We start from the raw sequence: 12,958 nt of genomic DNA, 5'->3' as shown, positions 1-12,958 counted from the left end.
CACAACAACAAGAACCGGCCCAGGCGGCCGACGGAGAACCCTTATGCAAATTTTCAAGCGTCGCGACGGCGATGAACAACCGCACTGGCCCGTGGGCCCGTTCAAGGTGCGCCTGCCCTTCGTGCATTACCGCTGGGAAACCGCGGAAATGCTCCAGGCGCTGATCATGTTCGTGGTCAGCCTGGCGATGATTCCGCTGCTGGAGAAATACCTCGGCCTGCCTTACGACGTGGCCCTGGCCTATGTGGTGGTGTGCGGCGTCGGCTTTATGCTGCCGGCGTTGCTCGGCGTGCCCTTCGTGCCCGGCTGGATCACCCCGGGCATTCCGGTGGTGCTGCTGTTTCTGGGTAAATTCGAGCCCGGTCCGCAGGCCATCCAGGCCCTGTTCGCCCTGCAGTTTCTGGTGTTCGTAATCTTCCTGGTGCTGGGCGTGACCCGCCTGGGCAGCACCCTGGTGAAGATCATCCCCAATTCCATGAAGGGCGGCATCATCATCGGTGCCGGTATCGCCGCGCTGATGGGCGAAATTTCCACCGGCGGACGCCTGGCCAACACCCCGATCTCCCTGGTGCTGGGCAGCCTGATCTGCCTTTATCTGATGTTCTCGGTGTCGTTCAAGGGCCTCACCGAGCGGGTGCCCCTGGCGCGCAAGATCGTCAACTACGGCATGGTCCCGGGCATGTTGATCGCCATCTTTATCGGCATCGCCGTGGGCGAGTACAAGATGCCTGACGTGCGCTTCGGCATCACCGCGCCGGCCTTCGCCGAGATGTGGAACTACCTGCCGTTCAACGTCGGCTTCCCCGGCCTGGACGTGTTCCTGCTGGCCGTCCCCACCGCGGTGATCGCCTATATCATCGCCTTCGGCGACATCATCGTCGGCCAGTCGCTGATGCAGCGCGCCGATGAACTGCGCACCGATGAAGTGATCGAGAACAATATCGACCGTGTGCACCTGGTAACCGCCCTGCGCAACGCCCTGCACGCCTTCTTCGCCCCTTATCCGGGCCTGGCCGGACCGCTTTGGACCGCCGTCGCGGCGACCATGGCCGAACGCTACAAGTACGGGCGCAAGGCCATGGACTCGATTTACAGCGGCGCGGGGACCTTCTGGATCACCGGCTTTATCGCCCTGTTTATGCTGCCGCTGGTGAGCTTCTTCCAGCCGGTACTACCGATCGCCCTGTCGCTGACCCTGATCCTCACCGGCTATATCTGCCTGATGGTCGGTTTCGAACAGCTGGGCAACAACACCGAGCGCGGCGTCGCCGGCACCATGGGCGTGGTCCTGGCCGTCTACGGCGCGGGCTGGGGCCTGGCCGCCGGGGCGGCGCTGTATATCCTGGTGGAACGCACCCACCTGCTCAGGTTCGCCTCGAGCAAGGACAAGACCAGCGGTGCCCCCGAAATCGACTGACGCGCTATAACCCTATTCACCCGCTCACCCGCCGCAGGTTCGCCTGCGGCACCCTGCTTTGAGGTGCCCCATGCCCGACTACAACGCCCCCCTGCGCGACCTGCGCTTTGTTCTTCATGAAGTGTTCGACGCCCCCAGCCTGTGGACCCGCCTGCCGGCCCTGCGCGAAACCGTGGACGCCGACACCGCCGACGCCATCCTCGAAGAAGCGGCCAAGGTCACCGGCGGCCTGATCGCCCCGCTGAACCGCAGCGGCGACGAGGAAGGCGCGCAGTGGGTCGCTGGCGAAGTGCGCACCCCGGCCGGTTTCAAGCAGGCCTACGCCACCTATATCGAAGGCGGCTGGGTCGGCCTGTCCGGCAACCCGGCCTACGGCGGCATGGGCATGCCGAAGATGCTCGCGGTGGCCTTCGAGGAAATGCTCTACGGGGCCAACAACAGCTTCGCCCTGTATTCGGCGCTGAGCTCCGGGGCCTGCCTGGCCATCGACGCCCATGCCAGCGAAACCCTGAAGCGCACCTACCTGCCGCCCATGTATGAAGGCCGCTGGGCCGGCTCCATGTGCCTGACCGAGGCCCACGCCGGCACCGACCTGGGCCTGATCCGCACCAGGGCCGAACCCCAGGCCGACGGCAGCTACAGCATCAGCGGCAGCAAGATCTTTATCACCGGCGGCGAGCAGGACCTGACCGAAAACATCATTCACCTGGTGCTGGCCAAGCTGCCGGGCGCGCCAGCCGGGCCCAAGGGCATCTCGCTGTTTCTGGTGCCCAAGGTGCTGGTGGCGGTCGATGGCAGCCTGGGCGAGCGCAACGCGCTGAGCTGCGGGTCGATCGAACACAAGATGGGCATCAAGGCCTCGGCCACCTGCGTGATCAACTTCGACGGTGCCACTGGCTACCTGATCGGCGAGGCCAACAGGGGCCTGGCGGCGATGTTCACCATGATGAACTACGAGCGCCTGTCCATCGGCATCCAGGGTATCGGCTGCGCCGAGGCCTCCTACCAGAGCGCCGTCGGCTATGCCCGCGAGCGCCTGCAGAGCCGCGCTGCCAGCGGCCCGCAGGCCCAGGACAAGATGGCCGATCCGATCATCGTGCATGCCGACGTGCGCCGCATGCTGCTGAGCATGAAGGCCATGACCGAGGGCGGCCGCGCCTTTGCCTGCTATGTCGGCCAGCAACTGGACCTCTCCAAGTTCAGCATCGATGCCACCGAGCGCCAGGCCGCCGAAGCGCTGGTCGCCCTGCTCACCCCGGTGGCCAAGGCCTTCTTTACCGACACCGGCCTGGATAGCTGCATCCACGGCCAGCAGGTGTTCGGCGGCCACGGCTATATCCGCGAGTGGGGTCAGGAACAACTGGTACGCGACGTGCGCATCGCGCAGATCTACGAAGGCACCAACGGCATCCAGGCCATGGACCTGCTCGGGCGCAAGGTGGTGACCAACGGTGGCGCGGCACTGCGCCAGTTCGCCAGCGAGATCCGTCACTTCGCCCAACAGCACCCAGCGTCCTACGGCAGCGAGCTGGTCACCGCCCTGGAGCGCCTGGAGGCGGTCAGCGGCTGGCTGCTGGAACAGGCCAAGGCAGATGCCAACGCCGTCGGAGCCGCCGCGGTGGAATACCTGCACCTGTTCGGCTATGTCGCCTACGCCTATATGTGGGCACGCATGGTCGCGGTGGCCGAAGCCCGCCGCGCCGATGACGAAGCCTTCTACGCCGGCAAGCTGGCCACCGCCGGCTTCTTCTTCAGCCGCCTGCTGCCGCGCACCCTGACCCTGGAAGCCAGCATTCGCGCCGGCAGCGCCGCGCTCTATGGCCTGGCCGCCGAGCAGTTCTAAACCAGTTGAGCGTTTGCGCGGCGTCCCGCACCGAGGCGTCGCGCTTTTTTATTCAAACCCTCGGCTGCGCCCTGCGCAACCGACAACAGCGCCGGAGTCTCAGATGAGCCCGGCGAGGAGACTCTATGCGTGAAGTGGTAATAGTCGCCGCCCGGCGCACCGCCGTCGGCGCGTTTCAGGGCGCGCTCAGCAGCGTCCCGGCCGTCGAACTGGGGGCCACGGTGATCCGTCAGCTGCTGGCGGACAGCGGCCTGCCCGCCGAACAGGTGGACGAAGTGCTGCTCGGCCAGGTGCTCAGCGCAGGCTGCGGGCAGAACCCGGCGCGGCAGAGTGCGCTCAGGGCCGGCCTGCCGCACACGGTGCCGGCCATGACCCTGAACAAGGTCTGCGGTTCGGGGCTGAAAGCGGTAATGCTCGGGGCCCAGGCTATCGCCTGCGGCGATGCCGAGGTGATCATCGCTGGCGGCCAGGAGAACATGAGCCTGTCGCCCCACGTCCTCAGCGGTTCACGCAATGGCCTGCGCATGGGCCACGGTCAGTTGCTCGACAGCATGATCCACGACGGCCTGTGGGATGCCTTCAACGATTACCACATGGGCATCACCGCCGAGAACCTGGCCGAGCAATACGGCATCAGCCGCGGCGAGCAGGACGCCTTCGCCGCCCGCTCGCAGCAGCGCGCCTGCGCCGCCATCGAGGCCGGACGCTTCCTGGCTGAGATCTGCCCCATCGAAATCCCCCAGCGCAAGGGCCCCAGCCTGATCGTCGCGGCGGACGAACAACCCCGCGCCAGCAGCACCCTGGAGGTCCTGGGCAAACTGCGCCCGGCCTTCAAGCGCGACGGCAGCGTCACCGCCGGCAACGCCTCGACCCTCAACGACGGCGCAGCCGCCGTGTTGCTGATGAGCGCCGACAAGGCCGCCACCCTCGGCCTGCCGGTCATGGCGCGGATCAAGGCCCACGCCAGCGCCGGCGTCGACCCGGCAATCATGGGCATCGGCCCGGTATTCGCCACCTGCAAGGCCCTGGAAAAGGCCGGCTGGGCCCTGGAGCAGCTCGACCTGATCGAGGCCAACGAAGCCTTCGCCGCCCAGGCCATCGCCGTCGGCCGCGAGCTGCACTGGGACAGCGCCAAGGTCAACGTCAACGGCGGAGCCATCGCCCTCGGCCACCCGATCGGCGCATCCGGTTGTCGTATTCTCGTCAGCCTGATTCACGAGATGCAGCGCCGCGATGCGCACAAGGGCCTGGCCACCCTGTGCATCGGTGGCGGCCAGGGTGTGGCCCTGGCCATCGAGCGTTAGCCTGGAACAGGCGAACCGGTGGATGTAAAAAGCGACATCCACCCTACGCCTGCATCCACGTAAACCCGTAGGGTGGATCACGCTTTACCGATCCACCAAGCACGGCCTCGTCAGCTCAATCGAGCACCTATCCACCAAAGGTGTGATGGCCCAAAGCGGATGTTTCATTCACCCTGCAGCAGCGTTCACAACAAGAGATCACCATGCGAACCCTGACCACCCTCACCGGCAATAGCCAGAAACTCGACGGCGGCGCGATGTTCGGCAACGCGCCCAAGGCCCTGTGGCAGCGCTGGATGACCCCCGACCCGGAAAACCGTATCGACCTCGGCTGCCGCGCCCTGCTGGTGCAGGAAGACGATCGCAACATCCTGGTGGAAACCGGTATCGGGGCCTTCTTCAGCCCCGAGCTGAAACAGCGTTTCGGCGTCCAGGAACAGCGTCACGTGCTGCTCGACAGCCTGGCCGAACTGGGCCTGAGTGATGCCGATATCGATATCGTGCTGCTCACCCACCTGCACTTCGACCACGCCGGCGGCCTGCTCGCCGCCTGGGAGGAAGGCAAGCCGGCGCGCCTGCTGTTTCCCAACGCCCAGTTCGTCACCGGCCGCCGCCAATGGCAGCGCGCCTGCCAGCCACACGCCCGCGACCGCGCCTCCTATATCCCGGAACTGCTCGAACTGCTGGAAGCCAGCGGCCGCCTGCAACTGGTGGACGAAACCGAGCACTGCGAACTGCTCGGCGCGGACTGGCACCTGCACTGGAGCGACGGCCACACCCCCGGCCAGCTCCTGCCCGAAGTGGCCATGGCGGACGGCCCGGTGGTATTTCCCGGCGACCTGATCCCCGGCGCGCCCTGGGTACACCTGCCGATCACCATGGGTTACGACCGCTTTCCCGAAGGCCTGATCGAAGAGAAACAGGCGCTGCTGAGCGACCTGCAGGCCCGCGGCGGCCGCCTGGTGTTCACCCACGACCCAGCGGTGGCCATGGGCCGCGTGGTGTGTGATGCGAAGGGCCGTTACGGCCTTGCCGATACCCAGGCCGCCGTATGCAGGCTGGCCGAATAGCGGCCAATTAGCCGACGCGCTTTGTAGGGTGCGCCATGCGCACCGGCCGATCAGAGCCCGCCGCTGACACTCAGCCGCAACCCCACGGCGGTAGCCAGGGACAGCGGCAACAACAGGGTGTCGAGCAGGGCGCTGGCCGGCAGGTCGAGGGCCGCGTACTTCGGTGCCTTGCAGCCGAAGCGCTCGACGGCGCAGCAGCCACCCTGCAACGCATACAGGTCCAGCCGGGTACCGGCATACACCACCGGCGCGCCGGGCTTGGCCGCATCCAGGGTGGAGACCGTGGCACAGCCCGGTAGCAGCGCCAGCAGGGCCAGGCATGCTCCCAGCCGACTAATCATCGCCACTGACCTGATGATGCTCGCCCCAGCGCGGCAGCATGTCCTGAGGAATATTCAGGCAATTGAGGATGCGCGCCACGACGAAATCGATAAGGTCGTCGATAGTCTGCGGCTGGTGATAGAAGCCCGGCGCGGCCGGCAGAATGGTCGCACCCAGGTTCGACAGTTTGAGCATGTTCTCCAGATGGATGCTGGAGAACGGGGCCTCGCGCGGCACCAGAATCAACTGGCGGCGCTCTTTCAGCACCACATCGGCGGCGCGCTCGATCAGGTTGTTGCAGGCACCGCTGGCGATGGCCGACAGGGTACCGGTGGAACAGGGCACCACCACCATGGCGCTGGGAGCCCCGGAACCTGAGGCCGCCGGAGCCATCCAGTCCTCCTTGCCATACACGCGGATCTGCCCCGAGGACGCCCCGGTGTACTCGTTGAGAAAGGCCTGCATGGCCTGCGGCTTGGCCGGCAGACTGACATCGGTTTCGGTGGCCATCACCAGCTGCGCGGCCTTGGAAATCAGGAAATGCACCTCGCGGTCTTCCCGCACCAGGCAATCGAGCAGGCGCAGGCCGTACTGGGCACCGGAGGCACCGGTCATGGCCAAAGTAATACGTTCCGGACCGCTCATAAATTCACTCTCAATGCTGCTGCGCTTGCTTATGTTCCGTCTATAAGACCGTAGGATGGGTTGAGGCGCGTAGCGCACGATACCCATCAAATCGGGGCCGATGGGTATCGCTTCGCTCAACCCATCCTACAAGCTTATGCCGCCAGGGCCGCCGCCAGCTTGCCATGCAGGCCGCCAAAGCCGCCGTTGCTCATCACCACTATCTGGGTGCCCGGCGCGGCTTCGGCCTTGACCCCAGCAATAATCGCTTCCAGGGAATCGCACACCCGGGTCGGCACGGCGGACGTGGCCACGGTGCCGGCCAGGTCCCAACCCAGGTTCGGCGGCGCGTACCAGTACACCGAGTCGGCCTGCCCCACGGACTCGGGCAAGCCGTCGCGGTGCGCGCCAAGCTTCATGGAGTTGGAGCGCGGCTCGACGATGGCGATCAGCTTGGCACTGCCGATGCGTTTGCGCAGGCCATCCAGGGTGGTGGCAATCGCCGTGGGGTGGTGGGCGAAGTCGTCGAAGATGGTCACGCCATTGACTTCGGCGACCTTCTCCATGCGCCGCTTGGCGTTGATAAAGCTGCACAGCGCAGCAATGCCCAGTTCCGGCACCACGCCGACATGGCGCGCCGCCGCCAGCACCGCCAGGGCGTTGGCGACGTTGTGCTGGCCGGTCAGTTGCCAGTCCACCACGCCCGCGGTTTTACCCTCGAAGCTGACCTCGAAGCGCGAGCCATCCTCGCTCAGCAAGCGCGCCTGCCACTGGCCACCTTCACCCGTGGTCTGCACCGGGGTCCAGCAGCCCATCTGGATCACCCGCTTGAGCGCAGGCTCGGTGGTCGGGTGAATGATCAGGCCGTCGCCCGGAATGGTGCGCACCAGATGATGGAATTGCCGCTCGATGGCCGCCAGATCCGGGAAGATGTCTGCGTGATCGAACTCCAGGTTATTCAGAATGGCGGTGCGCGGACGGTAGTGGACGAACTTGCTGCGCTTATCGAAGAAGGCGCTGTCGTACTCGTCGGCCTCGACCACGAAGAACGGCGTGCCGCCCAGGCGCGCGGAGATGCCGAAGTTCTGCGGCACGCCGCCGATCAGGAAACCCGGACTCATGCCGGCATGCTCCAGCACCCAGGCCAGCATGCTCGAACTGCTGGTCTTGCCGTGAGTGCCGGCCACCGCCAACACCCAACGGCCCTGCAGCACATGGTCGGCCAGCCACTGCGGGCCGCTGACATAGGGCAGGCCCTTGTTCAACACATACTCCACCGCCGGGTTGCCGCGCGACAGGGCGTTGCCGATCACCACCAGATCCGGCGCGGGATCGAGCTGGGCGGCGTCATAGCCCTGTGTCAGCTCGATGCCCTGGGCTTCGAGCTGGGTGCTCATGGGTGGGTAGACGTTGGCGTCGGAACCGGTCACACGGTGGCCCAGTTCCTTGGCCAGCACAGCCAGCGAGCCCATAAAGGTGCCGCAGATACCGAGAATATGGATATGCATGATTTACCTTGAAGGTGCCCTCGAAAACCGGCCAGAACTGGCCCTGAACAAGATCGCCGCAGGTTAGCACAGCGGCGGCGGCACGCAGAGCCTGCGGGGTTGGCACAGGCGTTGCTCGCCCTTTCAATAAGCACTGCCGGCGGCCAGTCGCAGGGGTTGCGCCGCCCGCCAGAGTGCAGCACGCCCGGAACGGGCACCGATTTGGCGCAGATTAAGGTCATTGCGCGGGGGAGAAGTTCAATGTCCGGATTCCGGCATACCATCGGCGGTGAAACCTACCGTTTCGACAGCCTCGCCGAGGTAATGGCCAAGGCCAGCCCGGCACGCTCCGGCGACTTTCTCGCAGGCGTTGCCGCGAGCAATGCTGGCGAGCGGGTCGCGGCGCAGATGGCCCTGGCCGATATTCCGCTTAAACACTTCCTTACCGAAGCGCTGATTCCCTACGAAGAAGACGAAGTCACCCGCCTGATCATCGATAGCCATGACCTGGCGGCCTTCGCCCCGGTCAGCCACCTGACTGTCGGCGGCTTCCGTGACTGGCTGCTCGGCGACAGCGCCGATGAAGCCAGCCTGCGCGCCCTCGCCCCCGGCCTGACGCCGGAAATGGCCGCTGCGGTATCGAAGATCATGCGCGTGCAGGACCTGGTACTGGTGGCGCAGAAAATCCGCGTGGTCAGCCGTTTTCGCAACACCGTCGGCCTGCGCGGGCGCATGTCCACCCGCCTGCAGCCCAATCATCCAACGGATGAACCGGCCGGTATCGCCGCAAGCATTCTCGACGGACTGCTGTATGGCAACGGCGATGCCATGATTGGCATCAACCCGGCCACCGACAGCGTCGTGAGTATCTGCGAGATGCTGAAGATGCTCGACGGCATCATCCAGCGCTATGAAATCCCGACCCAGGCCTGCGTACTGACCCACGTCACCACCTCGATCGAGGCGATCAACCGGGGCGTGCCGCTGGACCTGGTATTCCAGTCGATTGCCGGCACCGAAGCGGCCAACGCCAGCTTTGGCGTCAGCCTGCAGATTCTCCAGGAAGGCTACGACGCCGGCCTGAGCCTCAAACGCGGCACCCTCGGCGACAACCTGATGTATTTCGAAACCGGCCAGGGCAGCGCGCTGTCTGCCGGTGCCCACCATGGCCTCGATCAACAGACCTGCGAAACCCGCGCCTATGCGGTGGCGCGGCATTTCAAGCCGTTTCTGGTGAATACCGTGGTTGGCTTTATCGGCCCGGAGTACCTGTACAACGGCAAGCAGATCATCCGCGCCGGCCTGGAAGACCACTTCTGCGGCAAGCTGCTGGGCCTGCCGATGGGCTGCGACATCTGCTACACCAACCATGCCGAAGCCGATCAGGACGACATGGACGTGCTGCTGACCCTGCTTGGCGTGGCCGGCATCAACTTCATCATGGGCATCCCAGGCTCCGACGATGTGATGCTCAACTACCAGACCACCTCCTTTCACGACGCCCTGTATGCCCGGCAGAGCCTGGGGCTGAAACCGGCCCCCGAGTTCGAAGCCTGGCTGCAGCGCATGGGCATCTTTACCCAGGCCGATGGCCGCCCGCGCATGGGCAACAGCCTGCCGCCGGCGTTTCGTCAGGCGCTGGCGCAGCTTGGTTGATCAAGGAGCCGCTTATGTACGATGACAGCCCACTCAGCGGTGCCAGCGAGAATCCCTGGCAGCAACTGCGCAACCTCACCCCGGCGCGCATTGCTCTCGGCCGCGCCGGCACCAGCATGCCAACCCGCGCCCAGCTGGATTTCCAGTTCGCCCACGCCCAGGCTCGCGACGCCGTGCACCTGCCGTTCGACCACGCTGCATTGGCCGCAGGCCTGGCCAGCCAGCATAGGCAGAGCCTGCTGCTGCACAGCGCCGCCAAGGATCGCGACACCTACCTGCAACGCCCGGATCTGGGTCGGCGCTTGAGTCACGAATCCGCCGAGCTGCTGCGCCAGCACCGCGAAAACAATCCGGGCGGTTATGACCTGGCCATCGTTGTAGCGGACGGTCTGTCCGCTCTGGCCGTGCACCGCAACGCCCTGCCCATGGTGGCGCATATCGAGGAACAGGCCGCTGCCGAAGGCTGGAGCGTGTCGCCCGTGGCCCTGGTCAGCCAGGGCCGCGTGGCCGTAGCCGATGAAGTGGCCGAGCTGCTCGGCGCACGCATGGTGGTGATCCTGATCGGCGAGCGCCCAGGCCTGAGTTCGCCGGACAGCCTGGGCCTGTACTTCACCTACGCGCCTCGGGTCGGCCTGACCGACGCCTACCGCAACTGCATCTCCAACGTGCGCCAGGAAGGCCTGAGCTACGCCATGGCCAGCCATCGCCTGCTGTACCTGATGCGCGAGGCCTGCCGCCGCCAGCTGTCCGGGGTCAACCTCAAGGATGAAGCCGAAGTACCGCTGCTGGTGGGTTCAGACAAGCGCGAAAACTTCCTGCTGGGCTAGCAGGCCAGGCCTATGCGGGAGGGGCTTTAACCGCGACTGATCGAGCAGGCGCTGAAGCCGAACGCCGCCCCACCCCTGCGACGGCAACGACAAATTATTCGTGCAGGGCGTCCAGACGCGGCACCGAATTACAACCAAACGCTTGTTTGGATTGCACTTTCCAAATGCCTTAGGCAGCATCGGCAAGGTTCGCAGGCAGCACTGCCGGTTGCCGAAGCCGTCCACCTTAATGAAGTCGAGGCTCACCATGCGCATCGTTCAAGCCACACTGGAGCATCTGGACCAACTGACACCGCTGTTCGTCAATTACCGCGAACTGTTCGGCCAATTGCCCTACCCCGATTCCTCGCGCAGCTTTCTGGAAAAGCGCATCAGCCGCAAGGAGTCGGTGATCTACCTGGCCATGGCCGATGAAGAGGACAAGATCCTCGGTTTCTGCCAGCTCTATCCGAGCTTCTCCTCGCTGTCGCTCAAGCGCGTATGGATTCTCAACGACATCTATGTCTGCCAGGACGCCCGTCGCCAGCTGGTCGCCGATCGCCTGATCCAGGCCGCCAAGCAGATGGCCAAGGACACCAACGCGGTGCGCCTGCGCGTGGCCTCTAGCATCAACAACACGGTGGCGCACAAGGTGTACGAGTCCATCGGTTTCGTCGAAGACACCGAGTTCAAGAACTTCGTCCTGCCGATCGGCGACGACCCCACCGCGCCCTGAGCGCCCCCCATGAAGCGCCCTGCGGTCAGACCGTCAGGGCGCTTCGCTGCTTTAGCCGTCCAGGCTCAACCAGAGCCCCAGAACCAATTGCACCAGCAGCACGCCGATCAGGGCGAACTGCCAGGGCTGCTTGCGCCTGGGCACGTGCAATAGCGCGTGATGCGCCTGCAACGGCTGTTGCAGGGCCTGCTGAAACTCCGACAGGGCCTCGAAGCGCGCCTCAGGCCGTGGAGCCAGGGCCCGCGCCAACACCCCATCCCAGCCGGCCGGCACATGGCCGCTGTACTGCGCCAGCGGTACATAGCGGTTGAGCGCATCGGCATCGCCCCGGGCGGTATCCGGCCAGCGGCCGCAGAACAGCCAGTAGGCCAGGGCCGCCAGGGCGAACTGATCAGCGCGGCCATCCACCGCCTGGCCCTGACGCAGCTCAGGGGCCAGGGGCAGCGCCGCCGCGGGCAAGCGTTGACGGGCTACGCCGGGCAGTAACGCGGCATACTCGGGCAGCACCAGCAGGTGCCCGCCGTCGTCCACCAGGATATTGCCCGGATTCAGCCACAAGCCCTGCATGCCGCGCCGTTGCAAGCCGCGCACGGCTGCAATCAACTGCTCCAGCAAGGCCAGCAGGGTCGCGCCGTCCAGCGGACCATGGGCTGCCGCCCAGTCGACCAGGCTGCGCATACCGCTGGCGGGCAATTCGAACAGCATAAAGGCATGCCGACGCGGCCGATGGGACGACAGCACCCGCGGCAAACTCGCTACCGGGCTGCGCCGCAACACCCACTCGCGCTGCCAGAAGGCCTCGTCCGCGGCCTGTTCGGCCAGCCACAGCAAGGCCTCGCGGCCGCCTTCGTCACGCCCACGGAACATCCGCCCGGGCGGGCCATAGGCGCAGGGCCCGAGCAATGTCCAACCATCGAGCTGCATGCCCGGCCGTGCATCCGCCACCACCGGCCAGGACTCGGGCGGCGCGGCCGGCGGCATGGCCCCCGGCTCGCCAGGCAATAACAGCACCGCGGCCCCCGGCGCATGCAGCCAGGGGCGCAGCACGCTTTGCATATGGGTGGCACTGAGCTGCGCGCAGGCCAGCCGAAAGCTCTGCAGGTCGGCGACCTCGAGCAAGGGCTGCGGTGCCAGCAACAGCGCCGCGCCCTGGCTCAGCGGCAGGCTGTGCTGCACCAGCGCCAGCTCGGCCTGGCTCCCCAGCTGCATGCCCTCGCGGCCGATCAGGCTCTGCAGGCTGCCCGCCTGGTAACGCAGCAGACCGATGGCCCCGGCCTGGAGAAACTGCATCTCGTCGCCCTGTAGCAACAACAGGCCAGCGTCCAGCTGGAAGCGGCCACGCCCGGCCCGACGCTGGCGAAACAGCTGGGCATTGAGGGCCGCGAGTACCTGCCGCGCGGCCTGGGCTTCACTCCAGCCACCGGGGGTGCTGCTGTAATCGGCAAAAAGGGCATCCAGATGCGCCTCTACAACGCGCACTACATCGGTGCATTCGCGCGCCCACAGCAAGGCGACCAGCAACACCGGGGCTCGCCCTTCGCGCCCGGGCAACCAGGCGGCGCGTGCGCGTGCGGCCTGACTGGGCAGGTCCAGGCCATGGCCGTAGGCCAGGCTAACAGCGCAATGATCCAGTCGTTCGATCGACATCGGCAGCCCTCCCAGGTCGCTATCACCCTGGCCTGTGCAGCCTTTAT

Annotated in this window: 11 protein-coding genes; 7 read left to right on the top strand and 4 right to left on the bottom strand. The window is 65.9% G+C overall.

The annotated features are described in order from the left end of the window. Positions 1-43 precede the first annotated feature (43 nt). The 4 genes from WMW70_RS14355 (at position 44) to WMW70_RS14340 (ending at position 5,634) form a co-directional block, all read left to right on the top strand. Entirely contained in the window at positions 44-1,417 is a 1,374-nt protein-coding gene (locus WMW70_RS14355) for a solute carrier family 23 protein (RefSeq protein ID WP_341438146.1), read from the top strand. A 70-nt stretch (positions 1,418-1,487) separates the two neighbouring features. Further along, positions 1,488-3,260, top strand: coding sequence for an acyl-CoA dehydrogenase C-terminal domain-containing protein (locus tag WMW70_RS14350; RefSeq protein WP_341438145.1), 1,773 nt, complete (start codon positions 1,488-1,490; stop codon positions 3,258-3,260). Positions 3,261-3,385: 125 nt separating this feature from the next. Next, on the top strand, positions 3,386-4,564 hold the full coding sequence (locus tag WMW70_RS14345) for an acetyl-CoA C-acetyltransferase (protein ID WP_341438144.1): 1,179 nt from the start codon (positions 3,386-3,388) through the stop codon (positions 4,562-4,564). A gap of 203 nt (positions 4,565-4,767) precedes the next feature. After that, positions 4,768-5,634 carry an MBL fold metallo-hydrolase gene (locus WMW70_RS14340; protein ID WP_341438143.1) on the top strand — a complete coding sequence of 289 codons (867 nt, stop codon included), beginning with the start codon at positions 4,768-4,770 and terminating at the stop codon, positions 5,632-5,634. A 50-nt stretch (positions 5,635-5,684) separates the two neighbouring features. Here WMW70_RS14340 and WMW70_RS14335 read toward each other — a convergent pair whose 3' ends face one another. The 3 genes from WMW70_RS14335 to mpl all read right to left on the bottom strand — a co-directional run bounded on the left by WMW70_RS14335 (position 5,685) and on the right by mpl (position 8,087). Continuing rightward, on the bottom strand, positions 5,685-5,975 hold the full coding sequence (locus WMW70_RS14335) for a YceK/YidQ family lipoprotein (protein WP_341438142.1): 291 nt from the start codon (positions 5,973-5,975) through the stop codon (positions 5,685-5,687). Next, a complete protein-coding gene (gene ubiX / locus WMW70_RS14330) occupies positions 5,968-6,600 on the bottom strand; it encodes a flavin prenyltransferase UbiX (RefSeq protein WP_325508233.1) in 633 nt (210 codons plus the stop codon). The genes WMW70_RS14335 and ubiX overlap by 8 nt, the downstream gene beginning before the upstream one ends. A 134-nt stretch (positions 6,601-6,734) precedes the next feature. Beyond that, positions 6,735-8,087 (bottom strand): UDP-N-acetylmuramate:L-alanyl-gamma-D-glutamyl-meso-diaminopimelate ligase, encoded by a 1,353-nt coding sequence (mpl, locus tag WMW70_RS14325; RefSeq protein ID WP_341438141.1) that lies wholly within the window; start codon positions 8,085-8,087, stop codon positions 6,735-6,737. Positions 8,088-8,327: 240 nt separating this feature from the next. Between mpl and WMW70_RS14320 the strand changes: the two genes are divergently transcribed. From WMW70_RS14320 to WMW70_RS14310, 3 genes are all read left to right on the top strand, one after another. Beyond that, positions 8,328-9,722, top strand: coding sequence for an ethanolamine ammonia-lyase subunit EutB (locus WMW70_RS14320; protein ID WP_341438140.1), 1,395 nt, complete (start codon positions 8,328-8,330; stop codon positions 9,720-9,722). 14 nt (positions 9,723-9,736) lie between these two features. Then, the gene (gene eutC, locus WMW70_RS14315; RefSeq protein ID WP_341438139.1) at positions 9,737-10,549 is read left to right on the top strand and encodes an ethanolamine ammonia-lyase subunit EutC; all 813 of its coding nucleotides are present in this window, start codon (positions 9,737-9,739) and stop codon (positions 10,547-10,549) included. 247 nt (positions 10,550-10,796) lie between these two features. After that, entirely contained in the window at positions 10,797-11,264 is a 468-nt protein-coding gene (locus WMW70_RS14310) for a GNAT family N-acetyltransferase (protein ID WP_339461171.1), read from the top strand. A 51-nt stretch (positions 11,265-11,315) separates the two neighbouring features. Here WMW70_RS14310 and WMW70_RS14305 read toward each other — a convergent pair whose 3' ends face one another. Next, positions 11,316-12,911, bottom strand: a complete 1,596-nt coding sequence (locus tag WMW70_RS14305) for a protein kinase (protein ID WP_341438138.1) — start codon at positions 12,909-12,911, stop codon at positions 11,316-11,318. Positions 12,912-12,958 lie beyond the last annotated feature (47 nt).

The organism is Pseudomonas sp. XK-1 (assembly GCF_038069885.1).
In the GTDB taxonomy this organism is placed as follows: domain Bacteria; phylum Pseudomonadota; class Gammaproteobacteria; order Pseudomonadales; family Pseudomonadaceae; genus Aquipseudomonas.
This window is presented reverse-complemented; position numbering and strand designations above follow the sequence as displayed.